This is a genomic window from Okeania sp. SIO3B5, assembly GCF_010692555.1.
In the GTDB taxonomy this organism is placed as follows: domain Bacteria; phylum Cyanobacteriota; class Cyanobacteriia; order Cyanobacteriales; family Microcoleaceae; genus Okeania.
This window is the reverse complement of the sequence record NZ_JAAHHG010000021.1, coordinates 1-24,981: the sequence shown is the minus strand read 5'-3', so window position 1 is coordinate 24,981 and position 24,981 is coordinate 1. Positions and strand designations below refer to the sequence as shown.

Annotated in this window: 20 protein-coding genes, 1 pseudogene and 1 CRISPR repeat array; of the genes and pseudogenes, 15 read left to right on the top strand and 6 right to left on the bottom strand. The window is 36.4% G+C overall.

The window, feature by feature from the left end:
* The 6 genes from F6K54_RS04730 to F6K54_RS04705 form a co-directional block, all read left to right on the top strand.
* A partial coding sequence (locus tag F6K54_RS04730; protein ID WP_293075150.1) for a hypothetical protein occupies positions 1 to 278 on the top strand: 278 nt, incomplete at its 5' end.
* Positions 279 to 312: 34 nt separating this feature from the next.
* Complete coding sequence (locus tag F6K54_RS04725; RefSeq protein ID WP_293075148.1) at positions 313 to 1,743, top strand: ATP-binding cassette domain-containing protein; 1,431 nt, start codon at positions 313 to 315, stop codon at positions 1,741 to 1,743.
* 2 nt (positions 1,744 to 1,745) lie between these two features.
* Complete coding sequence (locus F6K54_RS04720; protein WP_293075146.1) at positions 1,746 to 3,044, top strand: hypothetical protein; 1,299 nt, start codon at positions 1,746 to 1,748, stop codon at positions 3,042 to 3,044.
* 8 nt (positions 3,045 to 3,052) lie between these two features.
* Positions 3,053 to 3,205: a hypothetical protein gene (locus F6K54_RS04715; RefSeq protein ID WP_293075144.1), complete on the top strand. Its 153-nt coding sequence runs from the start codon at positions 3,053 to 3,055 to the stop codon at positions 3,203 to 3,205.
* Between the two features lie 39 nt (positions 3,206 to 3,244).
* A complete protein-coding gene (locus F6K54_RS04710; RefSeq protein ID WP_293075142.1) occupies positions 3,245 to 3,796 on the top strand; it encodes a hypothetical protein in 552 nt (183 codons plus the stop codon).
* An 8-nt stretch (positions 3,797 to 3,804) separates the two neighbouring features.
* A complete protein-coding gene (locus tag F6K54_RS04705) occupies positions 3,805 to 4,584 on the top strand; it encodes a hypothetical protein (protein WP_293075140.1) in 780 nt (259 codons plus the stop codon).
* A gap of 111 nt (positions 4,585 to 4,695) precedes the next feature.
* On the opposite strand, the gene F6K54_RS04700 is transcribed toward F6K54_RS04705, so the two are convergent.
* Together F6K54_RS04700 and F6K54_RS04695 are read right to left on the bottom strand one after the other, a co-directional pair.
* The gene (locus F6K54_RS04700) at positions 4,696 to 5,844 is read right to left on the bottom strand and encodes a glycosyltransferase family 4 protein (RefSeq protein WP_293075138.1); all 1,149 of its coding nucleotides are present in this window, start codon (positions 5,842 to 5,844) and stop codon (positions 4,696 to 4,698) included.
* 689 nt (positions 5,845 to 6,533) lie between these two features.
* Positions 6,534 to 6,662, bottom strand: a complete 129-nt coding sequence (locus F6K54_RS04695; RefSeq protein WP_293075136.1) for a hypothetical protein — start codon at positions 6,660 to 6,662, stop codon at positions 6,534 to 6,536.
* Between the two features lie 726 nt (positions 6,663 to 7,388).
* On the opposite strand from F6K54_RS04695, the gene F6K54_RS04690 reads away from it, so the two are divergent.
* The 5 genes from F6K54_RS04690 (at position 7,389) to F6K54_RS04670 (ending at position 12,788) form a co-directional block, all read left to right on the top strand.
* Positions 7,389 to 8,582: an FAD/NAD(P)-binding protein gene (locus F6K54_RS04690; RefSeq protein ID WP_293075134.1), complete on the top strand. Its 1,194-nt coding sequence runs from the start codon at positions 7,389 to 7,391 to the stop codon at positions 8,580 to 8,582.
* 554 nt (positions 8,583 to 9,136) lie between these two features.
* Positions 9,137 to 9,874, top strand: a complete 738-nt coding sequence (locus F6K54_RS04685; protein WP_293075133.1) for a GTP-binding protein — start codon at positions 9,137 to 9,139, stop codon at positions 9,872 to 9,874.
* A 246-nt stretch (positions 9,875 to 10,120) separates the two neighbouring features.
* Positions 10,121 to 10,387: a hypothetical protein gene (locus tag F6K54_RS04680; protein ID WP_293075131.1), complete on the top strand. Its 267-nt coding sequence runs from the start codon at positions 10,121 to 10,123 to the stop codon at positions 10,385 to 10,387.
* A 520-nt stretch (positions 10,388 to 10,907) separates the two neighbouring features.
* Positions 10,908 to 11,723: a metallophosphoesterase gene (locus F6K54_RS04675; RefSeq protein WP_293075129.1), complete on the top strand. Its 816-nt coding sequence runs from the start codon at positions 10,908 to 10,910 to the stop codon at positions 11,721 to 11,723.
* Between the two features lie 342 nt (positions 11,724 to 12,065).
* The gene (locus F6K54_RS04670) at positions 12,066 to 12,788 is read left to right on the top strand and encodes a metallophosphoesterase (protein WP_293075127.1); all 723 of its coding nucleotides are present in this window, start codon (positions 12,066 to 12,068) and stop codon (positions 12,786 to 12,788) included.
* A gap of 496 nt (positions 12,789 to 13,284) precedes the next feature.
* Here F6K54_RS04670 and F6K54_RS04665 read toward each other — a convergent pair whose 3' ends face one another.
* On the bottom strand, positions 13,285 to 13,956 hold the full coding sequence (locus F6K54_RS04665; RefSeq protein WP_293075125.1) for a heme-binding protein: 672 nt from the start codon (positions 13,954 to 13,956) through the stop codon (positions 13,285 to 13,287).
* A gap of 1,297 nt (positions 13,957 to 15,253) precedes the next feature.
* Here F6K54_RS04665 and F6K54_RS04660 point away from each other — a divergent pair.
* The 4 genes and pseudogenes from F6K54_RS04660 to F6K54_RS04645 all read left to right on the top strand — a co-directional run.
* Positions 15,254 to 16,477 carry an FAD-dependent oxidoreductase gene (locus tag F6K54_RS04660; protein WP_293075123.1) on the top strand — a complete coding sequence of 408 codons (1,224 nt, stop codon included), beginning with the start codon at positions 15,254 to 15,256 and terminating at the stop codon, positions 16,475 to 16,477.
* Positions 16,478 to 17,028: 551 nt separating this feature from the next.
* On the top strand, positions 17,029 to 17,865 hold the full coding sequence (locus F6K54_RS04655; protein WP_293075121.1) for a DUF924 family protein: 837 nt from the start codon (positions 17,029 to 17,031) through the stop codon (positions 17,863 to 17,865).
* 474 nt (positions 17,866 to 18,339) lie between these two features.
* Positions 18,340 to 19,344, top strand: a complete 1,005-nt coding sequence (gene hemB, locus F6K54_RS04650; RefSeq protein WP_293075119.1) for a porphobilinogen synthase — start codon at positions 18,340 to 18,342, stop codon at positions 19,342 to 19,344.
* Between the two features lie 235 nt (positions 19,345 to 19,579).
* A pseudogene (locus tag F6K54_RS04645) lies at positions 19,580 to 19,904 on the top strand (DHHA1 domain-containing protein); the annotation flags it as partial.
* Between the two features lie 332 nt (positions 19,905 to 20,236).
* Here F6K54_RS04645 and F6K54_RS04640 read toward each other — a convergent pair.
* The 3 genes from F6K54_RS04640 to recO form a co-directional block, all read right to left on the bottom strand.
* Positions 20,237 to 21,709 carry a hypothetical protein gene (locus F6K54_RS04640; protein WP_293075117.1) on the bottom strand — a complete coding sequence of 491 codons (1,473 nt, stop codon included), beginning with the start codon at positions 21,707 to 21,709 and terminating at the stop codon, positions 20,237 to 20,239.
* Between the two features lie 340 nt (positions 21,710 to 22,049).
* Positions 22,050 to 23,429: an MFS transporter gene (locus tag F6K54_RS04635; protein ID WP_293075115.1), complete on the bottom strand. Its 1,380-nt coding sequence runs from the start codon at positions 23,427 to 23,429 to the stop codon at positions 22,050 to 22,052.
* On the bottom strand, positions 23,416 to 24,261 hold the full coding sequence (gene recO, locus F6K54_RS04630) for a DNA repair protein RecO (protein ID WP_293075113.1): 846 nt from the start codon (positions 24,259 to 24,261) through the stop codon (positions 23,416 to 23,418). Before recO ends, F6K54_RS04635 begins: the two co-directional genes overlap by 14 nt.
* Before the next feature lie 12 nt (positions 24,262 to 24,273).
* Positions 24,274 to 24,512: direct repeats of the CRISPR family, unit length 25 nt; unit sequence AAGTCAAAAGTCAAAAGTCAAAAGT.
* Positions 24,513 to 24,981 lie beyond the last annotated feature (469 nt).

Sequence of the window (24,981 nt, the reverse complement as noted above, 5' to 3'; positions counted from 1 at the left end):
AAAAGCTGATTCAAGATAATCAGCTTGATTTAGCTACTAAAAGAGTAATGGATTTTGCTGATGATTTTGCAGTTTATAAAAAACGGAAATATGAAGCAATTGATTTTCAGCGTCGCTATACTGAACTGAGGGAAGATAAACGAAAGTCTAGTTCTTCAGAAGAAAATATCAGGGAAAAATTTTCAGGTTTAACTTTTTCTGTTTTAGAATTTGTTGATTTAATAGTTGAAGAATATAGAGAAAATTACTCACCAATACTAACAAATAATTGGCGTTGATATTTTAATTTAGACCGACTTTAGGATGCAAGTAATGCCAGCAGAATCAGAAAAACTAAATCGGCAACCTGAAGACTTTCAGCAAGAAATACAAAAGCTGATTCAAGATAATCAGCTTGATTTAGCTACTAAAAGAGTAATGGATTTTGCTGATGATTTTGCAGTTTATAAAAAACGGAAATATGAAGCAATTGATTTTCAGCGTCGCTATACTGAACTGAGAGAAGATAAACGAAAGTCTAGTTCTTCAGAAGAAACTATCAGGGAAAAATTTTCAGGTTTAACTTTTTCTGTTTTAGAATTTGTTGATTTAATAGTTGAAGAATATAGAAAAGATTACTCACCAATACCAACACTTGTTCCTCCACAAGAAGATAAAAATAAGCCTCCTTCCAAATCTAATCCAAAATATAACACTACCAATGGTAATAAAAAACATCTAGACCAAGAAAATACTGAAAAAAACATACCACAAACTCCATTAGAAAAAATCAAGGCATCACGGAAAAAGCAAAAACAATCAAATATTGAAAGCTCTAATGTAGTAGCTAATGTCAGAAATATCACCAAAAAATATTCAGGTAAATTAACAGACTTCCAGTTATCTGTATCGGAATTAGAATTAAAATTTGGTGAAATAACCTCTCTTGTTGGTGAAAATGGTAATGGGAAAACGACTTTATTAAGAATAATTGCTGGTGAGTTAAAGGAAACCAGCGGTATTATTAAATATCCAGCTTTGACAAAATCAAAAGATAAATCTTGGTACAAAATAAAACAACAAATAGGATATGTTCCTCAAGAGTTGCCAAAATGGACAGGAACGCTAGTTGATAATCTGCATTTTGCAGCAGCTATTCATGGTATTAGAGGAGAAGAAAATGAAGATGAAGTTGATTTTATTCTCTGGCGACTTGGTTTAGATAAGTATAGAAATGCAACTTGGAATGAGATTTCTGGTGGTTTTAAAATGCGATTTGCATTAGCTAAAGCATTAGTCTGTAATCCTCGATTTTTAATATTAGATGAACCTTTAGCAAATCTTGATGTTAATACTCAGTTACTATTCTTACAGGATTTAAGATATTTAGCTGATTCTCTTGCTCATCCTAAGACTATACTTTTGACTTCACAACATTTATATGAAGTTGAAAGTATTACTGACAATATTATTTTTATCAAAGAGGGTGCTGTAATTTACAATGGCAATTTAGAAGATTTTTGTAAAGATAGGGAAGAAAATGCTTTTGAATTAGGTTGTAATCTCTCAAAAAATGAATTAATGGATTTGCTTGAAGAAATATCATATACTGAAATTGAAATAGTTGGTCACAATCAATATATTATCAACGCCTCAAAAAATATTGGTAGTAATGACTTTATTAAACTTTTTATCAACCATGATATTACCTTGAAATACTTTAGAGATATAAGTAAATCAACTCGACGTTTATTTAAGACATAAAAATGAAAACTCCACAGCTAATAATAGATTTTTTAAATCCTAGATTTATCAAGAGATTGGATAGATATTTGTTGCTTAATTATCCTAGAATATGGATTTCAAAAATACACTATGTTTTTTATTATGGAGTTTGGGCAAATATAATCTTGAATTTTCTAGTTTTCATATTTTTTAGTGAATCTAGTCAATCTCATTTAATAGATGAATTTATTCAGTTTATCATTCTCGTAGTAATGTTAATTGAAGTGGCAGCGTTTGTTTATTGGTTTTTAAAACAGTGTTTATTTAATATTGAAAAGGAATACGGAAATTACAGTTTTACTGATGGAATTATGGAAATAATTATTTATACAATGTGTACCATTATTATTATTTCTAGTTCATTAACGATGACTGCTACAGCAATTCATAGGGTAGCAAATAATGATAGAGATACTATTATTACTCATCAAACTGATTGTGGTTTGGATACTTTTTTCTTGTTGGATCGATTAGAATACCTGAACAGAAAAGGATTTTTGGATACAGACAAGTTCGAGAGATTGAGAAAAGATATAGAAACAAAAAACTCTTTGAAATGGGTGAGGCAATCAGAATACCTGAAGCAATTGGAATTGTCGAATACAGACAAGTTCGAGAGATTGATAAAAGATGTAAAAGCAAAAAACTCATTGTCGATTAAATGGCAATCTAAATTTTCTTATCAGGGAGAAGAAAGTTATGAATCGTTAGCTATTTGTCAAGATATTCAAGAATTCATAACTAATGATATATATGAGTCCTCTAGTCAATTACCATACGACATTCATTGGTGGTTTCATACAATCTTTGCAATCTTAGGAATATTCTTTTTAATAATTAGAAAACATAGTAATTGGCGGATTATTGGTTGGATTATATTTTATATAATAATTTCAACAATTTTAAGTATATTTTTGGGTGTATTTTTAAGTAGTAGTAACAGTAATTTTTTTGCATTTATAGACGCAATATTTTTTCATATTGATTTATCTGACTCCGGCCTACAAATCTTAGTAGGATTTGTATTCTTAATTGTTTTATTTATGATTATTACATCTATTCAATTACTAAAAAAAAGAAAATACGCTCAGTTTCTATATATTAATTTTCTTAGTTTACCTATTGCAGTAGGTGTTTTGATTTTTTCACTTTATCTCGCACCAAGCAACGGCGCAACAGAACATACATGGATTTTAATTAAATTTTTTGCAGTATATTCATGTTTTGTACCGCTGCAAAAAAAGATTTTAAATCATGTTTTATCATTACCCAAAGAATAGTTTAAATTATGGATATTTATCAGATAAAAATCTCAATTCAGGATGGTAATTTAGAAGGCGCAAGTCAACAAATGCTTGAATTAACTAGCAAATTCTCTTCTCGCTTTTACAATGAAGTTTTGGGACATAAAGCTAAGTTAAACCTAATCTTAAATGATTAGTATTAGTATTTAATTTAGACCAACTTTAGGATGCAAGCAATGAAAGGAGAATTAGAAAAACTAAATCGACAACTTGAAGACTTTCAGCAAGAAATAAAAAGGCTGATTCAAGATCATCAGCTTGATTTAGCTACTAAAAGAGTAATGGATTTTGCTGATGATTTTGCAGTTTATAAAAAACGTAAATATGAAGCAATTGATTTTCAGCGTCGCTATACTGAACTAAGAGAAGATAAACGAAAGTCTAGTTCTTCAGAAGAAACTATCAGGGAAAAATTTTCAGGTTTAACTTTTTCTATTTTAGAGTTTGTTGATTTAATAGTTGAAGAATATAGAAAAGATTACTCACCAATACCAACACTCCTTAAATTATCAAAAAAAAGAAAATACTTTGATTTTCTATATATTAATTTTCTTAGTTTACCCATTGCAGTAGGTTTTTTATTTTTTACCATTTATACAACATCAAATACTAGCGTAACAACGAATACTAGCGTAACAACGAAAGAAATGAAATTGTTTTTTATTAATTTTTTTGTACCACTACAAAAAATGCTTTTAAATCGAGTTTTATCATTGCCCAAAGAATAGTTTAAATTATGAATATTTATCAGATAAGAAATTCAATTCAGGATGGTAATTTAGAAGGTGCAAGTCAACAAATGCTTGAATTAACTAGCAAATACTCTTCTCGGTTTCATAATGAAGCTTTGGTACATCAAGCTAGGTTAAAGCTGATTTTAACAGACGAACGAAAAGGTATTGTTAGTTCAGAGACAATAACAATACAGAAAAGTCGAATTATATCTGCCTTACTTGAATTAACCGATGAAATTAAGAAAGAACTAGAGACAAAAAACAGTAATACATTATCAGAAACATCAAACCAAAAATCTAGAGAAATTACTTTTGAGTCTCCTGTCAATCAAGTTATAATTCAAGAATCACACAAAGGAGATAATATCTTGGAGGAGACAATGACAGAAGAGAGAGTTATTAAAATTGGTGGTGATACCAAAATTTCAGCTGGCAGTAATGCTAAAATTTCAGACCAATTTACTGTTACTAATAGTATTGAAAATAGTTTCAACACTTTGGCAGAAACTAAGGTAGACGACGATATCAAGAATTTGTTAGACCAATTGTTGAAAGCTATTAATGAAGTGAATAAAAAAGCAACTCCTGAACAAGCTGAAACAGTAGAAACTATGGCGCAAGATGCAGAAACCCTTGTTAAAGAATCAACAAAAACTCAACCACGACGTAAATGGTATGAAATGAGTCTTGAAGGACTTAAAGATGCTGCAAAAAATATGGGAGAAATTGCTATACCAGTCCTGAAAATAGTAGATAAGATAAGTTCAATTTTACTATCCTAATTTAACTCTAAACTCTTCAATCCCACATTTCACAGGACAACATTTGGTAAATGAAGGTCTGAAGGTTTTAGCAAGTATTGATACTTGTTATGAATAGTATGGAATGTGGGTTTAAATCAAACTACCTAACTTGAGATTTCTTTCTTGTAAAACCTCAGAATAAAGCATTTCCAATTGAGCAATATTTCTACTCAAAGTATAACGTTCTAAAACTCTCCGGCGAGCTTTTTGCCCCAAAAGAGTAGTTAATTCAGGATGATCCTTAAACAAAGGCAATAAAGTTTGCAACTGAGTAGTAACATTATGAGTATTTAAAATTATACCCGCACCATTTTCCAACACCTCACCATCAGCACCCGCATCCGTCGCCACACAAGCCAAACCACAAGACATTGCTTCCAACAAAGCCAAAGACAAACCCTCTACCAAAGAAGGTAAAATAAACACATCCGCACCACGCAAAATTTCTATTCGTCGTTGTTCATCACTCACATATCCAAACCAACTAACTCCCTTCACATCGCTATAGAAAATTTGCAAAGAAGCAGCTAATGGCCCATCTCCAACAATTATCAAATGACTGCCATTTCCCATATCAGAATGTTTCCAAGCCTTAAGTAGAGACTCAACATTCTTAGCCGTAGAAATACGACCTAAATAGAGAAATATACGTTGAGCATTTAACTCAGTCTTGAGACTAGAGAAACCAGGACAATATTTATCTACATCCACACCATTGGGAATTACTGCTACCTTTTGGCCAGGAACTCCTAATTTCACCAAGAAATCTCGCTGTATTTCAGAAAAAATAATAACTCGGTCATAGTGTGCCAAAAAAGGAGCATATAACTGATAAGCCAAAAATTGAGTCCCCGATTTTATATTGCGCGGTTTACTATCAAACTGGGCATGAAAAGTAGCAACTAAAGGGATATTTAGCTCTTCGCAGATTTCAGGCAGTAAAAAATCAAGAGGAGAAAGAGTTAAAGAAGCATGAACAATATCAGGCTTGAGCTTCTGTAAAGCCTCGCTCAAAATTTTGCTAGATTTAAGACTAGGTATGGTGTAACCCTGAGACTTATAGATACAAGGTAGAGACACTTCATGAAATCTTGGCCATTTATCAGGTTCATTATCTTCAGTAGCAAAATGAAGAAAGCTAACCTGATAGCCCCGTTCTAATAGAGCATTGGTTATTTCTCTAGAGTAGGTAACGTTGCCACAAAAAGGATATTTTTTTCCAAGCCAAGCAATATGCATTCAGATGAATAGGCAGATATTATTTTGAGTGATTTTATCATTGATAGACAAAAACGCGTCAGTCTGTTGTTTGCTAAAGCTGAAAAACATGGACTATCCAAGACTTATATCTACAAAAGGTCTATGTTTTTACGCCATTAACTAGCTATCAGCTATCAGCTTTTTGAGTGCAGGGTTTATACCCCAGCGCCGGATAGTTGAGTCGGGGTATAAATCCCCTGGGCGTCAAAAAAAGTCAACCATGCTGACTGCTGAGAGCTGACTGCTGACTGCTATTTAATCTATCTTATTATTACCGAATAATTAACTAATTAATAATTAAATAATTCGCGCCTTGAAGCCTCCCCTTTTCAGGGGAAAAAAAGCGGTCGTTAGCGGAGCTTCCCGTAGGGTGGGATGGCGAGGTTTCGGAGCCATATCCAATCGACCAAGAGAAGAAATAATATTTCCTTATATTCAATTCCGTAGCGGTTTTAACCAGAGGTAATTATCAATTATCCATTATCAATTATCCATTAATGAAATCTGTCTGCTAAGACCAGAGGATTTTAGCAACAATTATGGAGTGTTTGGCACTCGACTTTTCATCAAGATACGAAAACCCGCCTAGGGAATCCTAAATTCAATGTGTTTGAGCGGAACATCAGCTTATTGCCATATTTAATGTATTTGATAATCTCACTTCTTGTTCATGGTTGACAATTGTTTCCTGGTAGTTTGAAAAAGTATCTAATTTCTTGTGAAAAAATAGGAATTACTATGGCAACTACTGCAACAGATATAGTTACTACATCAACTTTTTTTTCCCAATTACTCATTTCTAATTCAACATCAAATTACGGTCATTTAAACATTTTAATTTTTGCTTTTTTATCTCTGTATTTTATTTAATCCTCATTCTTCACTTCAGCGATCGCTCAAGTGAAAAGTTTTAATTATCAATCTCAACCTCTAATTTTAAAATTTTAAACTTTGTCAGAGATTGATGACAAAAAATCAGATAAATCGCCTGAAATAGCCAACAGAATTTCAATAGTTTCAGCTCTTCCATGATAATATAAACGAAGAAAAATCCAAGGGAGTTTATTACCTAAAGAGATTTTAAAGCCTCAAATACTGATTATTTCGTTGTTTAGACAGGCGATCGCTTCATATTGATTCAACCATGATGAACTAATTTCTCTAAGTTACCCATATACTGATTTGACGTATTTGCAACTATATGATATAAATTAAGCCTATGTTAGATGATATGCAAATAATCTAAGCTTGTTTGCTTGTTCGCAGCATGACCTAAGAAAAATCATGTTTGTGAGCCGTTACAGCCATAACAGCTATATATATAGATATAGCAATACGCGCTGGCATATTTACAAATTACAAGAACTGTCCAATAGCTAAAAGCCTTATATTATTCCTTCGGAATGCTACGCAAACAGTTTTTTATTCCCCCAGATGAGCTGTTGCCTGTTGCCTGTTGCCTGTTGCCTGCGCACAGCGCTATATAATGATAATCATTATCATAACCATTGTTCTCTAATTCCATGTCCTTACCAATACAAACCAACATTGCCATCGTAGGTGCAGGGCCCCACGCCCTAACATTGGTAACTCATCTGTTGCAAAAACGGAAAAAGTATCGCCATAAAATAATAGTATTTGACCCCAGTGCCACTTGGATGAGTCAGTGGGGACAGCAATTTGCAGCCCAAGAAATACCCCACTTGCGATCGCCCGCCGTTCACCACCCAGATCCAGACCCCTATTCCCTGCGTCGGTTTGCGGAAAATCGCCCAAATGAACTATTCCCTCCCTACGACCTACCTGGAACAAAACTATTTCAAGAATTTTCCCAAGACGTAGTTAGTCGCTGGCAGTTAGAAGACAAAGTATACAAAGCATCAGTGACAAACATTGCTCCCATAACCTACCGAGGAAACCCTCAGTTTCGAGTCGAACTAGATGATGGCAACTCAACCATAGCTCATCGAGTAGTCATTGCCAATGGTGGGGGAAAACCTCAACTTCCAGAATGGGCAAAAAAAATTTCCACCCCCTATCCAAACCAACGCCTTTGTCACTCCCACCAAGTAGACTTGCAAGGTTTGCGACTCAGAGGGGAAAAAGTGCTGATTATCGGTGGAGGATTAACTAGCGGTCACTTAGCAGTGGGAGCCTTAAAACGAGGCGCAAACGTAACCTTGATGGTCAGACGTCAGCTCAAAGAGAAATTATTTGATGCGGAACCCGGTTGGTTAGGCCCAAAATATTTAAAAGCTTTTAGCGCTGAAACTGACTGGCAAAAACGATGGCAGTTAATTCAACAAGCACGAGATGGCGGTTCCATGACACCAGCAGTGATGACTCAGTTGCGCCGTTACCAACACCAAGACGAGTTATCTATTTTTGAGGAATGTCAGGTAGTGGGTGCTGAGTTTGTCAGCGATCGCTGGCAAGTAAAATGTGATGATGGAATGACGTGGGAATGCGATCGCATCTGGTTAGCAACAGGTACAAAACTTGATGTCACACAACAACCTATCTTAAAAGAAGTCTTGAATACTAACCCAGTGAAAATAGTCAACGGGTTGCCAGTATTAGACGAATATTTGCGCTGGTCTGGCTGCGAACTATTTATTATGGGTGGGTTAGCTGCTTTGCAAGTAGGACCTGTCGCCAGAAACCTATCGGGGGCAAGGATGGCAAGTTCCCGTATCGTATCAGCATTGAAAAGTTGAGCTATGGAAGAAAAATGTCAGGAGTTGGTAAATTAGTGTATGATATTAGTCTTAATTACTTAGGAGTCAACCCACCCCTAACCCCTCCCAGGAGGGGAAGTCAGGAGTCAGGAGTCAACCCACCCCTCGCCCCTCCCAACCCACCCCCTAGCCCCTCCCAACCCACCCCCTAGCCCCTCCCAACCCACCCCCTAGCCCCTCCCAGGAGGGGAGGGGAAGAAAGAAGAAGAAAGGATAGTAGAAGGAGAAAGTTTTTTGGTCGCGTAAAGGTCATAGAGTTCTATAACACTCTTATCCGTTAGCGCAGCTCCCCTAGAAGGGGATTTACTGCTGACAGAGACTTTAATGCTGCGCTCAATCTAGAAAACTATGTGCATCAGTAGGTGGAGTTTCCGCCGATTTTAAGCCTGTGGAGAAGATAAGTTGCAGACTGCAGTCAGTGGTCTTCAGTGAAACAGGAAGCTAGCTCCAAAACTCAAAATACCATTTTGGGTAAGTTTGGGTAAGTTTAGTAGAACGGAAAATGATATCATACCTCAAATTACCAACGCCAAATGTCAAAACCTATAATTACTGTAGTAGCGGGGCCACCGGGAGTCGGCAAAACAAGTTTTATTCGGAAACAAATCCCCAAAGATAGTCCTGCTATTTATTTCAGCCCTGGTACTGGCAATGTTCCCATTGACCACACTTGCCTGGCTACGGATTTTCCCAATCTCAAAATTATTACTGATGCTCAACAGTCAGAACTCATAGAACATCTTGGTAATGGTACAGTTGCTTTTATTGAATTAGGATTTTATTTAGAGCTAGATGCAATGTCATCACTGCTTGATAACATTCCTAACAGTCGTATTGCCATTATCCCACCAGGAACAGAAAATAGCGAATGGCATCAGTGGGCAGACCAAACTGTAGAAGGATGTGCTATTGAGAGTAATATTAATAATTGTCAATTCTGGCGATCGCCTACTAGGGGTCAAATTATCGATCCGGCAAGTTTAGATGTTTTTTGGTATGAAGAATTAACTGCTGGAGCTTATGGTCAAATTATGCGTGCTAAAGCAATTTTTGATATTGCTGACGGACGTGCTTTTTACTTTGATTTTGTCCTAGGAAAAGAGACTGAATATCAAGAATTAAATTTACCAAGGTGGCTAGAAGGTAGACCAGAACGTTTTAGTGGTATTGAAGTTTTTGGTAATAACTTAAATCAAAAAGCTTTAGCAGAAACTTTACAAGGTTGTTGTTTGCCCGATGCGGCAATTTTAGCTTATCAACAACAATTCTAGAATTTAGAATTACCTCTTCTTATAAAAAAGAGGATTTGCTCAAAGGATTTTTTTCTTTTTTCTCCATGAATGTAGAAAATTTATACCTTAATTTTTCGGTAAAATAAACATGAGGAATTACCTAATAATTAATAATTAATAATTGAAGAGGAATAGTTATGGCTTGCTTAAAAAGTCTGTTAGTAAGAGCAGAAGCCAGAATTTCCTTCGGAATGCTCCGCAAACAGAATCCAGAAGTCAGGAGAAATGGGAATTATAGAAGAGGTAGTCAGAAGAATCCTAAGAATGATTTTCTGCCCAACTCTTGCTCAAAATGCTGAATTTTTGAACCTGAGACACCTAAAAGCTGGTACTTTATTAGTACCTGAAAATGCTCAAACTTTTATATCTATCAATACTTTGAGCTTTAATCAGCAAACCCTAGTTAGTATGAAAATCGCAGTTATGTCTTGCATTCATGGCAACTACGAAGCTTTAAATGCTGTATTAATAGATAGATATAGAAATAATTAATAATTAATAATTAATAATTGAAGAGGAATAGTTAATAATTAATAATTAATAATTAATAGTTAAGCATTTAAACCGCATATTTGTTCTATGTCTAGATTAAGAATGTAACTCTTGTTAATTCTGGATTCTTAATTCTGGATTCTAAATTCCTAAAACGCATTTTAAACGCGTCTTAGCTTAATAGTTAATAATTAATAATTGAAGAGGAATAGTCAGTTATGAAAATCGCAGTTATGTCTTGTATTCATGGCAATTACGAAGCTTTAAATACTGTATTAATAGATAGATATAGAAATAATTAATAATTAATAATTAATAATTAATAATTAATAATTAATAATTGAAGAGGAATAGTTAATAGTTAAGCATTTAAACCGCATATTTGTTCTATGTCTAGATTAAGAATGTAACTCTTGTTAATTCTGGATTCTTAATTCTGGATTCTGAATTCCTAAAACGCATTTAAAATGCGTCTTAGCTTAATAGTTAATAATTAATAATTGAAGAGGAATAGTTAGTTATGAAAATCGCAGTTATGTCTTGTATTCATGGCAATTACGAAGCTTTAAATACTGTATTAATAGATATAGAAAAACAGAAAGCAGAGAAAATTTTCTGTGTGGGAGATTTGGTCGGTTATGGTCCCCATCCTAACGCGGTTGTCGAGCAAATTCGCAGTTTAGATATTCCCACAGTTTTAGGTTGTTGGGATGAGGATATTGTGGAGGGATTAAATTCTTGTGAATGTAGTTATCCTTCTTTATTAGCAGAGAAACGTGGCAAGTTAGCCCACGAATGGACCGATCGAGAAATTCATCCAGAAACGCGAGAATATTTAGCATCTTTACCTCATACTTTGAAAGAGGAAAATATGTGTTTTGTTCATGGTAGTCCTCATAGTAACCATGAATATTTATTGCCAGATTTAGATGGATTTTTAGCAGTTGAAAGAGTGTTAAGTAGTGGTGCTGATGTATTGTTTTGCGGTCATACTCATGTGCCTTATGTTCGGACTCTTGATGCTGGTCAATTATTAGTTAAAGTTAATAGTTTTGGGAGCGAAAATTTAGAGTCAAAGAGTTGTATTGCTCCTCTGAAAAAAATTGTTAATGTTGGTTCTGTAGGAGAACCTCGTCATGGCAGACCGAATGCTACTTATGTTATTTATGACAATGAAACAGGAGAAGTAAATATTCGAGAGATTCCCTATGATTATCAACTTACTTGTGAAGCTATAGTTAATAAGGGGTTGCCAGAAATTTTTGCTTGGCGTTTGGCAAGAGGTTTAGAATATGCTGAAAAAGCTGATGACCCTACTCATATTTGTGAAAGATAAGTAATAATTAATAATTAATAATTAATAATTAATAATTAATAATTAATAATTGATAATTGAATAAGCTATTGGTAGTAGACCGTTTCATCTTAAATGGTGCATTAGATTGAATTCAAAAGTCATGCCTTTAAAAGTAAGAATTTTCAAGTTAAAAGTGCTCTGCACAGTTTGAGCTGTGCATCCATCTGTGCATCCGTGGCCAAATCCGTGTCTTGCCCTGACTTCTCTAAAGCACCATTTTAGGTGAAACAGTCCACTACCAATAGGGTTCATGGTGTAAGTCCTGTATCAATTATCAATTTAATCTCACTTTATATAACCTAAAAAAAAGCAAAAAATTATATGAATTATTGGGCAATTTTAACTGGAATTCAAGGAAATATCACAGCTTATGAAGCGGTACTTGCTGATATAAAAAAGCAGAGATATTCTGTGGAAGTTTTATATGTTTTAGGAGATTTAGTCGGGCTAAATATAGATTGCAAAAAATTAGTAGAGCGAGTACGTTATCCCAAAAAAAACGAACTTAAACCCCAAGTTTGTACGGGATGGTGGGAAGAACAATCTTTGATTTTACATGGATTAACTACCACAACCGAACCGACAGAATTAATAGCAGAATATGGCATAGATACTGTAAAAACATTATGGGATAATGTAGATAGAGAAACAGTAGAATGGTTGAGAAATTTGCCTTTTGGTTTTTCTGAACTTGACTGTTTATTAATTCACGGTAGCACTCTGGGAGTAAGCGATAAATTGACTCCCGATACTCCACCGATACAAATGTTAGATAGATTAATGCGTTTTGGCGTTAATAATTTATTTTGTGGTCGGTCTGGTTTAGCTTTTAAATATCAGTTAGAAAATGGTTCGGTGAGTAGTGGGGTGACAAAGTTGGGAGCTGAAGTAGGTGCTATTGAGACAACATCATCTACTCAAACTTTGACAACACTACGTCAGGTTATAGGGGTAGGTAATGTGGGAAGTTTGTCGGGAAATGCTACCTATACTCTTTATAATCCTAATACTAATGAAGTTTCTTTTAGAACTGTAAACTATTGAAAATACGGTAGTGCATCAGTAAAGTTTGGGATAAGTAATATCATGTTCGGATAATCAGTTATAAAAAACCTTCTGCCTTCTAACCTTGCTCTTTCCCTTCAGCATAGCTGCCTCCTGCCTCCTGCCTTCGATCCACAGATATTATAAGTATTCAACCGAACATGATATAATTAGGTCGTTCCAACTCCAAGGAGCGATACTGCTGACGCAACGCTCCGCGAACGCCAACTCAGCTCTTTGTGCAGCAGTATTTTCTTTGCGAGTATGAACCCAAATCCAATTGAAATAGGCGATCGCTAATATCAAATCCGTTTAATTGGACATAAAAAAATTCTTCAATCGTCATAACTACGCTCATCTTTGTAATTCTTTCTCCTCCTGACTCCTGACTCCTGACTCCTCCTTACTTAACCATTCTATGGCTGTTTAACCGGATTTGATATAACCTCTCCAAGCCTGATCTTACCTTATCCATCTCAAATGATGTTTTCAAGAATTAAAATAGGGCGGCTCCAGCTTCAGCTACGGCATGGTCTTGCTCTCCCGACCCCCCACTAACCCCAATTGCCCCTACTACTTGTTCCTCACTGTAAAGGGGTATTCCCCCAGCAAAAATCATGATTTTGCCATTGTTAGAGGCATGAATCCCAAAAAATTGTCCTCCTGATTGACTCTGTTCGGCTAAATCTTTAGTGGCCAGATTGAACGCCCGCGAAGTATAGGCTTTTTTAATAGATATATCGATACTTCCGATCCAAGCTCCATCCATTCGTACATGGGCTACTAAATTTCCTCCCCCATCCACTACTGCTATATTCATGGGTTGACCAATTTCGAGTGCTTTTTTTTCAGCAGCACTAATTACTCTTCTGGCATCTTCTAATGTAACCATTAATCCCTCCATTGGANTCCCTTCAATTCCATCTTCCTTAAGAGTAGTTTGATTGTAAGGAAACAGTGCAAGGTTGTTTTGACGGCAGTAAGCCCAAATAATTGCTCTAATATAATCACCAATTAATTCATGGTTACGTCCTGGAGACACGATAGTAATAACTCCATTGCGAAATGAGACTCGTTTACTGGGCAAATCTAAACTAATATATTCAGCCCAAGTTGTATGAGTAATTGTGCTAATTCGATCGCTTTTTTGTGTTCCAATAGTTAACATTTTTACTTAGGGGATATAGTTATTTCGTTACTAATCTAGAATATCAGACTTAAAAATCTAAATAGGGTTTGCTGAAAAAATCTTATGGGTGAGGGTAGGAGACAGGAGACAGGAGACAGGAGACAGGAGACAGGAGGAAAGGGAATTGAGAGGAGTTAGGAGTAAGAATTGTCTCTTTATTTTTCTGCCCAACTATGCGCCTAAAATACTAACTTTTTGAGCGTTTTAGACTGAAATAGGTGTACTTTTTTCGACCCCAAAAAGGCTAATATCATGTCCGGTTGAACAGTGATAAATAAATAACTACGGAGGAGTCAGTCCTCAGGAGTCAGGAGTCAGGAGGAAAGAGGGAAGAAAGAAGAAGAACTGGAGTTGAAGGAGAAAGTTTTTTTATCACTAATTATCCGGACATGATATAAAACCTTTATCTGTAAATACTTTTAGAGTAAGCATTCAGCTATTAGCTATCAGCTCTCAGCTTTTTAATAAATGAAGCAAGTACTCGTTTAACTTCTACTACATTTTCAACATATATGGAAAGAAATGTAGATGTGGCTCGCGCTTACTGCTTACGGTTAAGTAATGGGCAATTCTATTGCTCATACTTTTAATTCTAAAGCTGATTGCTGATTGCTGACTGCTGAATGCTTACCTTTTAGATTTAATCAGCAAGCCCTAAATATTAGCCTAAAGAGCTATCTTATCATCTCAACTCTCTTTCAACTCTATTATATTTATACCAAATAACTAGCTTGGCTTAAAACTAGAGAAGCTGCAATGAGCGTGCCAACTAATTTTATAATGCTTTTCTGGCAAGATTTAAAAGCCTTTGCCTAGATATAGTATACTATATTTACCCCTACTTGCAAGTCAGAAGGAATGATTGACTCGGTTTTGATGAGACTATCAAGCCATCTTTGACTTTCTTTTTGTGCGGTTGGTTTTTGTTTTCTTTGTTCAGCTATAAGGGAAATATTCTTTAAAAGAATAATCAATTTTTTCTTCATAGGATTCATGTAAAAATAAGTTGTACAAATTTTATTGGACAGTACAAAGTTCTCAGTATAAAAAAACATTCCTCGTTGATTTTTCCGCCCTTCTCTGCTGAAAATTCTGACTTTTTGTCGCTCCCTAATCAGTAGTTTGACAGATTGAGAATTTTGTGGAATCTAAATAAGGGAAATGATAGCAGATAAGCGATCGCTCTACCCCTCCCCAAACACTTTTTTGACTATACTTAATGTTTATCAAATTTAGGCTAAAGTAACTAATGATCTTTTGATAAATCTAGCTAAAAATGAATCGACGATTATTACTACATGGAGTTACAAGTGGCTTACTTTTGAATTTCTTGCCCTGGCACAGTTTTCAGGCAAAAAAACAAAAGCTTCTGGGCTACATCCGAACCAATTGGAGTCGTGATCCCTACACATACGGCTCATATTCACACATCCCAAAGGGAGCTTCGCGCAGTGACATTCGTGCCCTGGAGCAGCCCATTGACAAGAAGATATTTTTTGCTGGTGAAGCTACTTTTCCAAAGCACAACAGTACAGTTCATGCTGCCTACAAATCCGGGCTTCGGGCAGCTAACTCAATTTTGCAAGGTAGTGCTGATAGAATTGCAATTATTGGTGCGGGAATGAGTGGCCTTGCTTCAGCACATAAACTTTCTACAAATAGTCGAGAAGTTACTGTGTTTGAAGCACGCGATCGCATTGGGGGACGGATATGGACAGATGACGGACTGGGAGTACCATTGGAACTGGGAGCTAGTTGGATTCATGGGATAAACGGAAACCCCCTTGTGAATTTGGCCGAGGGGCTAAGTCAGCGACTTATCCAAACGGAAAAAGAGGATTACATTATTCGAGGACGTGATGGGCGTAAAATTAGGGACCGCGATGCCCCAGCATGGTTGGAAAATGTTGTTAGTATCCAGCATACGGCTGGAACAAATGAAGATCAAATCAATCAGTTGGCTTATCTCTTCGTGAATGACTACGGTGGTCCCGATGTCATATTCCCAGATGGATACGCAGGTATTTTGGCAGCCTTGAAGGGTGACTACAAAATTCAATTGAATACATTGGTTAAGGAAATTTCGAGAACTCAAAAAGGAGTGACACTGAGTTTTGAGAAAATTAATAATCAATCTTTTGATGCGGTTTTGGTAACAGTCCCCCTTGGTGTACTCAAAAGAGGAGATATCAAGTTCAATCCTGTATTGCCCAAAAATAAGCAGCGAGCTATTGATCGACTCGGAATGGGGACTTTAGACAAAATTTATTTGTTATTCGATCAGCCATTCTGGGATTTATCAACTACCTGGATATTAACTCCAGAAAACGATCTTCCTCCGGGGCAGTTTAACCAATGGTTTAATCTTTATCCGTACATTAAAGAACCTATCATTATGGTTTTAAATGGGGGGCCACCAGCTTTAGCCTTATCGGCACTTTCAGATGAAGATATTGTGCAAAGAGCGTTACAAACTATTTACACTGCCTATTCAGTTTAGAACAGTTTTAATGAAGATTGCTAATCTTATTTTTATTTTGTGGCCGCTCTGGTTTAGCACTATAAGTCTTTTATAGACTGGGTTCCAGCGTGTTTAAGATAGGGTGCATATCTGCCAAATTCCATCTAATTCTACCTGTTCTACGGGCTGAAAGCACAAACTGGTCAGTAATGCAGCCCGTTTAGAAGTTTTTGTATATCACGCACTCACCCGTGTTGACACTTAATTACTTTAGTGCTATCCTACATTACTTGACTGTTTCAGCTAAAATAGTGCATTAGCTTTTCGGGCTAAATTCTTGCTATAGAGAGATTCCAGCATTTTTATAAAGCAACATTTAAGATGAAACGGTCTACTACAAGGATTTTGCGGTAAGGGGTTGCTCCTTCGCTAATCTTAGTATGTTAGGCAGCTAAGCGCTGTCTAGTTAATAGTTAGATATCTCTCTGGTGAGAAGTCTATGAGCTTCCGGAAGCACTGCTTTTGAGAGGGTATATCACTAAGCTCTTCTTGATTTTTTGTCAATATAAAACATACTCACAGCCCTAATCATGATTCTCCGAATAAAAGTCACATTTTTCAGTTTTATCTTGTTCCTTCTTGTCTTATTTTGGGTAGCTAGTCCTGTAGCATTAGCTTTTACCGAACCTATCCTCATTGCCGACCCAACTCACACGGTTGATCTCAAAGATTGTCCAAAGCCAAACTGGGAGCAAAAAATGCTTTTGTTGCGGGAGACTGATCCAGAAGCCATAAAAATTCTTCACTTTTGGTATGAGCAATGGGATAATGATATAGTTAAAGGTGGGAAAGGAGTCTACAATAGTAAGTGGTTTCCTCATGGTCCTGCAGGCGCAGCAGGTAGTCAGGAAGTTGATAAGCAAATCCGCGAAAAATTCTCAGAAACATTTGACGCGGCTGTCCAGGGCAAGCTGAGATGGGAAATCGATACAAATCCCTATGAAAACTTAGCCTATATTTTACTGATAGATCAATTTTCACGGAACATGTTTCGAGGCACTGAAAAAGCATACAAATATGACAACCTAGGCTTAGCGGCGGCGGACAAAAATCTGCAAGGTTGCTTCTTTAACTATTATTTTACTGGCTACCAAAAGCTGTTTGTTGTGTATCCGTTCATGCACGATGAAAACCTTGCCTCCCAAAAGCGATCGTTAGAGTTTCTCAAGATAATCAACGAAGATGAGGAACATCAGTATGAGTTTCTGAATGCATTTCAAAAGGCATTCGAGCATTACCAAATGATTTTTATGTTTGACCGTTTTCCGCATCGAAACAGTCGCCGCGATCGTGGGAATACCAATGATGAACGGTCTTACTTGGAAAAAAGGGGGATTCTGGGGTTTGTGGATGGCTCCAAATGGTAATCGTTCCAAACTCTTGGTAAACCTCTAAGTCCTACTGCAATCAGATCATCTTGCTTTGATACGTTATGCTGTCTCTAACACATCAGAAATATATTTGACTTTTTCACCCTAACCCTGTGCTGCACTGAATGAAGATGATTGGGATGGGTTATTGGCGATCGCTTTTTCCCTGGTCAAAGAAGGCGCGCATATGCTGGACGTAAACCTTGATTACGTTTGAAATATACATTAAAGTTTGAAATATACATTAAAAAGAATAGTCAACTTTATACTTCATAGGATTGTAAAAATAAGTTGTACAAATTTTATTGGACAGTACAAAGTTCTCAGTAGAAAAAACATTCTCTCTTGATTTTTCCGCCCTTCTCTGCTGAAAATGCTGACTTTTTGTAGCTCTCTAATCTCCATTGACTAGATGTAAATTTTTGATTATGATTAATAACTATCAAAATTATTAGGATAACTAATCTACCCATGACAGAAGCAAATTTGTCCACAGAATCTCCCGCCGTACAGCGTCCCCGTCGTCTCCGTCGCACTCCTGCTTTGCGACGTATGGTTGAGGAAACCCAGTTGACAGTTAACGATCTAATTTATCCATTGTTTGTAATGGAAGGAGAAGGGCAAAAAGTCGAGGTTGTTTCGATGCCAGGAAGTTATCGCTATACTCTAGATTTACTACTCAAAGAAATAGAGGATGCTTATAATTTAGGAATTAATGCGATCGCTTTATTCCCCCTAGTTGAGGAAGCTAAAAAAGACAACGTTGGCACTGAAAGCTACAACCCAGATGGGTTAATACAAAGAACTGTAAAAGCAATTAAACAAACAATACCAGATATTGTCGTCATTACTGATGTCGCCCTCGACCCCTATTCCAGCGAAGGTCACGACGGTATTGTGGGGGAAAATGGAGTCATTCTCAACGACTCTACTGTAGAAGTTTTGGTCAAACAAGCATTATCCCAGGCCGAAGCAGGTGCTGATATTGTCGCTCCCTCAGATATGATGGATGGGCGTATTGGAGCAATTCGCCAAGCTCTCGATGCTGCTGAATACTTTGATGTGGGAATACTTGCTTACTCTGCTAAATATGCCTCAGCTTATTATGGTCCGTTTCGCGATGCTTTGGATTCCGCACCAAAATTTGGGGACAAAAAGACTTATCAAATGAATCCTGCTAATGCTAGGGAAGCCATCAAAGAGGTGGCTTTGGATATTGCCGAAGGTGCAGATATGGTGATGGTTAAGCCAGCGCTCGCTTATTTAGATATTATTTGTGAGGTAAAAAAGACAACAAATCTACCTGTAGCTGCTTATAACGTGAGTGGGGAATATGCCATGATTAAGGCTGCTGGTCAGAAGGGTTGGATAGATGAAAAAAAGGTGATGTTGGAAACTTTAACCAGTATGAAACGAGCTGGTGCGGATTTAATTTTGACTTATTTTGCCAAGGAAGTTGCGTTGATTCTGAAATAGGAAGAAATTCCAACTGAGTTTGCCTGCGTAATATCAAATCTGCTTGCTTCGGTGTGTTATAAGAAACCGGGTTTGTGGGAGCTAGATGTTATAGGGGCATTTAAAACTTTCCTCGGTTTCTACGCTTTTTTATACCGATACTACCGGATTTGATATAAGTCCTGTCAGTATAAAAAAATGTTCCATCTTCAAATTAGGGTCAGTTTTAGGGTATAGTGGCGCGTTACGTTCTATAATTAGGGGTTCTGCTCGTGGTATTCCTGAATTTAATGCTTTTGAGGCGTTACAATTTTGTGACGAACTATTAGGAAAATATGGTGGTCATAAAGCAGCGGGCGGTTTTTCTCTGCCTGGGGAAAATTTAGATAAATTTCGTTCCAGTTTGAGTGAATTTGCTCATCAATGTTTAGAAATTAATCACTTAAAACCCTTAGTTACTATTGATGCTGAAGCAGAATTTAAAGAACTAAATTTTGACCTCTATCATCAATATAGATTTACTTCATCCCTGCGGAATTGAAAATAAATCTCATATTTTTTGGACTCCTAGCGATCAGGTTGCAACAACGAGTCGCATTTGGGAATACACTCGCCGTTGCTTTAAATGGGTAAAAAGTGGTTTTTCGGTTTTCTCAAACGGGTGGTTTTTTTTCGACTTTTAGTAGCTGTATGTGAATTTTCACATCCTTCTACACTTGCTTTTTTTGGCGTTGGTAATTAGTTAAGATGATTTTTTACTAGGGGTGATGCCCATTACTTGCTCTCTCTGGTAAAATATTTAGAGGTATCAGAAACAGATTACTCTTAAGGTTTCATCTCTTGATTTACCAACGCCCTTTTTTTTGTTTGCTATTTGCTATCTCGAGCTTGACACCCTAATTTTTATGAATTTTTACCTCCATATTATTAGAGTTCCCTCGTCGAGCTTATTTGTGAAATCCCAACCTGTTATAAAAATTTTTGGGGTGTCTATTTCCAGCCTATTCGGGTCTGTCTGTTGTTCCTGCGCGTACATTATCCACATTGTCCATAGGTTTGTTGTACGTTCTTGGATTTCCAACCAGGCTGTCTCTATACTATTATACATCCTCGGGTTATGCTTTGTTACCCATAACCACACTTCGTTTGCCCCGGCATACTTACTATATGCGTGTTTAATTGGATTTTTTGCCGCCGTGGGAGAGTATGTATACGTATCTTTGTAATATTTCTGTTTAAAATTATTCAACTCTTCTAATATTTGGCGATTCTTATCTAGATATGTTTTCGCCTCACTCTGTGTTTGTAGGGATTTCCTTACACTCCACCCTATCAGTATGTTTAACCGTTTCTTGTTGTGAAAGAATACATATCTGTTTGGATTTCCCAATTTTATATGACCATATTCTTGATGCTCTTCATACGGTCTGTACACTACCACTAGAATTTCATAGCAGAAAAATTTCTTGCTGAGTTCTTGGCATATCTTGTTGGCTGTGCCATCTTTTTTCCACTCATCTGGTTCTGGTTGGAGTTGATCGATTAGTTTCTCGCTGGTCTTTTTGACCCATTTCTTGAATTTTATATTATTATTCTCCTCAGTGTAATTATTCTTTATTTGCTGCAAATAATCATTACATTTGGAGAACTTTTCTTGAAAGTTATGTTCTACAATATTAGCAATTGCAACAACTGTTTCTTCTGATGTTTTTTCTGAATTTGAATGTTCTTCTTCATATAAAGTTAACATTATTGCGTACAATCTTGCAGCTTTAAGCAGGTAATAATAACATGAATTAAAAACATCAATCATTATTCCCAGATCGCCATCAGTTATGTCAAGCGTTGTATCTAAAATATTCAAACTAATTGTTCCTGTACTTGTGAGAATATCTACTAGATTATTTGCTTTTTCCAATATCTTACTATATGCCCCATCATCCTGTTTAAGCGCGCTCCTAACTATTTCGACTTCTTGAGCACTGTGATTTTGATAATTTTCCAAAATCTCGATATTTTTAGTAAAAGAATCCAAGTATCCTGTAGCACTATAGAAACTTTCTCGGGCAGAGACATTTTCAGTCATTTTGTCTAGATGCTCAAACTTTTCATCTATATGCTCCTTCAACTCGTCAATTTTTTTACTCAGCTTAGATATCGCAGCGAGAATTTGTTCTGTATCACTCGGCCCTCCTACAAATATGTTGACTAAGCCTAAGATAGCGCCTGCTCCCCCTAGAACATTTGACATACCTGACAATTTTGCAAGTGCTGAGGTAAGATTAAGACTCCTTTGGATTGCACTAGAATTCTTAGAGTCACCCGCAAATGTGTCTAGAATATTCTTTGCTTCCTCTACCCCTTCTTTGATTTCGTCCATTGACATAGTGTATATTTCCGATTAATATCTACAGTTCTATTTATGTGGCAAATTGTCCCAAAGTTGCGTAAGCGCGACAACTAGGAACTCTACAGTTAGGAAAAAACTAAAGGTAATATCCTCTCCCTGTGTTTTCTATTTATTAGAAATAGTATAATTCCTCCTGCCTGTCAAGGAGGGTGTAAACCTCCACCTCCACAATATAGAGGTATCTGACTATATGACCCAAAAATAAGGTCTCAAGTTTCCCTATTCTAGGGGATGAAATAAAATCGCCATAAATATTTCAAGCCTTTGACTTTAGGCAGAGGTACTGATAACTCCTAACTGATAACTGAAATGACAACTATTCAAAAGTCGGTATAGAAAAGAAACTGAAGAAAACACCTGCTAATATTGCCACCCCTGCCAACCCAAGAAGAACAGTTGATAAACCCAAAAAAGTTTCTGCAACTCCCGCTAAAGCCAAAGGTAAACTAAGAGCAATATTAACCGCATTATTCTGGAGACCAAATACCTTACCCCGCATTTCTTCAGGAGTTTCAGCTTGAACAGTAGTTTGCATCGGTACTCCCACTATTGCACCAAACATTCCCAAAAGACCAATCAAACCCATAGTCACCCACAACTGTTGGTTAAATATCGACAAACCAACTAAAGAAATTGCCATTCCTATAGATCCAATTAGACTGAGTTGGAAATGGGATAACCAATGTCCAAGTTGACCAACTATTCCAGCGCCCATAGCCATACCTATCCCAGCAGCAGCTAATAAAAATCCAAATTCTTCAGCCTCCATACCAGGAATAATCTCTGCCAGACGTACAGCTAAAACTGCCAAAGCTGCAAAAATAGAAAATAAAATGATTTGCTGAATAATCGCGTTACGAACTTGAAGATGATTTTTCAGATAATTTAGGCCATCCCCCAGGTCTTCCAAAATATGAGGTTGTTCCTTTTCACTTAAGTCCTTCTGTTCCCCAGTTTTGATTAAAATTAGTAATAAACCAGCGATCGCGTAACTCCCTCCCACAACTAACTCTTTACCAATAGCTTCCCCTACACCAATTTTGCTTACTAAACTATCAGCCAACTCTAATAATGGGTCTCCCACTGCAAAGCCAATAATTACAGAAGCCATCATAGTAGTTGTATATAAAGAATTAGCCGAAAGTAGATGTCGCTTTTCCACAATTAAAGGAATTACCGCTTGTTCAGCAGGGGCAAAAAATTGAGTTAGGGTAGAAACTAAAAAAGTTAAAAGCAACATTAAGCAAAATCCCAAAGGTAAATTGCCCAGATTAAAATCGTTAGACAGCCACAATATTAGTGGCAGAATCAAAACTAATCCTCCCCTAAGTAGATTAGTGGCCACCAATACTATCTTTTTCGGCCACCTATCCACATAGACACCAGCTCCAGCTCCAAATAGCACCGCAGGAATAGTAAAAGCAATCATAATTGCCGAAACCCATCTACTTATAGTCTGGTCTGCTGCTTGGAATTGATTAGCAATAATAGCGATTGTGAGTACCAGGTAAACTTTATCAGCAAGTTGGGAAAAAACTTGACCACTCCAGAGGATTAAAAATTTACCATTTTTCAGCACTGGCAAAAGTCCACGTTCGGGTTCCATGTCTGCTAAGGATGTAGCTGAAATAGGTTCTACTTTTGATTGTGTTTGTTGTTTTTCTTCTGTATTTAACTCTGAATCAGACAATTGCATTTTTTATTGAGGGAGATATGGATTGTAAATAAGTATCAATAAGAGCCGCAGAGCGGATAGAGTAACCCAAATGATATTGAGTATATTTTCTTAAAAGTTTTTCAACGATGACCCAATCTTGATGAGAAGTGAGTTCTACCTGAGCATTGAGCTGAGGTTGAGCTAACTGTTGAAATAGTGAAAGTTGATTGGCATTTAGCATAGTATTCATCCTAACTTGCTGCTGTGAAGATGAAATTACAGAAGTATCAGCAAGTTTAATGGCTCCACCTGAATCTATACTAAATCCCACTTGCCAATTAGGATGATTAAAGTTTGGCTGTAATGGACGTCCAGTAATGCAACAGATTTGTACTTGGGGAGCAATTCCTTCTATGGCTAATAGATGATAAATGCCATGAGCGAGATATGATATGAGTTGGGTATGCCAGAGACGGTCAGTTTTGTTTTGTAGTTTTTCTATACGTTCCAAATGTTCGCTGAGAAGATAGAAAAGCTCTGTTTGAGGATGTTCGCTTAAGGCTTGATGGAGGACTAATTCTGCTAGATATTGACCTGCTGCTAGTTTTCCTAAGTTTTGACTAAGACCCGCGTAGGATAATATAGTTTCTGCTTGATTTATTCTATCAAGCGATCGCCCTTGGGAAATTAATAATTGATTTACGACAAATAGTTCACTTCTGCCGCCCAATTTGGATTTTGGCTTCCTCACTCCTGGTGCCACTACTCGAATCAAACCATATTCTGGTGTCAAAATCGTTAATAAACGGTCTGATTCACCTATGGGTATAGCTTTAAGATTTATTCCAGTTGCTTTGTAGGTTCGGGCCATTTTTAAAGTCAAAAGTCAAAAGTCAAAAGTCAAAAGTGAAGAAATTAATAAGTCAAAAGTCAAAAGTCAAAAGTCAAAAGTCAAAAGTTAAAGGTGAAGAAATTAATAAGTCAAAAGTCAAAAGTCAAAAGTCAAAGGTGAAGAATAAGTTAGAAGTTAAAAGTCAAAAGTGAAGAAATTAGAAGTCAAAAGTCAAAAGTCAAAAGTCAAAAGTGAAGAAATTAATAAGTCAAAAGTTAGAAGTTAGAAGTCAGAAGTCGGGACATCAATATTTACAGCAAATTTTGGGCAAATGATGTACAGGATAAATCGTGAAAATCATGTAGCGTGGGCATCTTGCCTGCGTTTAGGCATCTTGCCAGCGCGGGTGTACCTCATAACAACGGAAAGCGCTGTAATTACATAATTTTAAGGAATATCCGAAACTTTTGATCGCTCCAGTTTTCCCTGTTAAATTTACCGAAAAATTGTGGTTTAAAGCCTCACCTTTTAAGGGGATAATAAATAAAAATTTTCTTTTGAGTCAATCCTCTTCTTTTCAAGGAAAGGTAATTATTAATTATTAATTATTAATTATTAATTATTAATTATTGAAACCTACCACCTAAAACCTTCAGCAATTCTAGACCACGAGATGTACCTAACCGAGTAGCACCAACAGAAATTAGATCCACTGCTTGCTCATAAGTTTTAATTCCTCCAGCAGCTTTAATTCCCACA

Excerpts from the sequence above, each read along its gene's own strand:
- F6K54_RS04725 (WP_293075148.1), top strand. The coding sequence starts at position 313 with ATGCCAGCAGAATCAGAAAAACTAAATCGGCAACCTGAAGACTTTCAG.
- F6K54_RS04720 (WP_293075146.1), top strand. The coding sequence starts at position 1,746 with ATGAAAACTCCACAGCTAATAATAGATTTTTTAAATCCTAGATTTATC.
- F6K54_RS04715 (WP_293075144.1), top strand. The coding sequence starts at position 3,053 with ATGGATATTTATCAGATAAAAATCTCAATTCAGGATGGTAATTTAGAA.
- F6K54_RS04710 (WP_293075142.1), top strand. The coding sequence starts at position 3,245 with ATGAAAGGAGAATTAGAAAAACTAAATCGACAACTTGAAGACTTTCAG.
- F6K54_RS04705 (WP_293075140.1), top strand. The coding sequence starts at position 3,805 with ATGAATATTTATCAGATAAGAAATTCAATTCAGGATGGTAATTTAGAA.
- F6K54_RS04700 (WP_293075138.1), bottom strand. The coding sequence starts at position 5,844 with ATGCATATTGCTTGGCTTGGAAAAAAATATCCTTTTTGTGGCAACGTT.
- F6K54_RS04695 (WP_293075136.1), bottom strand. The coding sequence starts at position 6,662 with ATGAGTAATTGGGAAAAAAAAGTTGATGTAGTAACTATATCTGTTGCA.
- F6K54_RS04690 (WP_293075134.1), top strand. The coding sequence starts at position 7,389 with ATGTCCTTACCAATACAAACCAACATTGCCATCGTAGGTGCAGGGCCC.
- F6K54_RS04685 (WP_293075133.1), top strand. The coding sequence starts at position 9,137 with ATGTCAAAACCTATAATTACTGTAGTAGCGGGGCCACCGGGAGTCGGC.
- F6K54_RS04680 (WP_293075131.1), top strand. The coding sequence starts at position 10,121 with ATGGGAATTATAGAAGAGGTAGTCAGAAGAATCCTAAGAATGATTTTC.
- F6K54_RS04675 (WP_293075129.1), top strand. The coding sequence starts at position 10,908 with ATGAAAATCGCAGTTATGTCTTGTATTCATGGCAATTACGAAGCTTTA.
- F6K54_RS04670 (WP_293075127.1), top strand. The coding sequence starts at position 12,066 with ATGAATTATTGGGCAATTTTAACTGGAATTCAAGGAAATATCACAGCT.
- F6K54_RS04660 (WP_293075123.1), top strand. The coding sequence starts at position 15,254 with ATGAATCGACGATTATTACTACATGGAGTTACAAGTGGCTTACTTTTG.
- F6K54_RS04655 (WP_293075121.1), top strand. The coding sequence starts at position 17,029 with ATGATTCTCCGAATAAAAGTCACATTTTTCAGTTTTATCTTGTTCCTT.
- hemB (WP_293075119.1), top strand. The coding sequence starts at position 18,340 with ATGACAGAAGCAAATTTGTCCACAGAATCTCCCGCCGTACAGCGTCCC.
- F6K54_RS04640 (WP_293075117.1), bottom strand. The coding sequence starts at position 21,709 with ATGTCAATGGACGAAATCAAAGAAGGGGTAGAGGAAGCAAAGAATATT.
- F6K54_RS04635 (WP_293075115.1), bottom strand. The coding sequence starts at position 23,429 with ATGCAATTGTCTGATTCAGAGTTAAATACAGAAGAAAAACAACAAACA.
- recO (WP_293075113.1), bottom strand. The coding sequence starts at position 24,261 with ATGGCCCGAACCTACAAAGCAACTGGAATAAATCTTAAAGCTATACCC.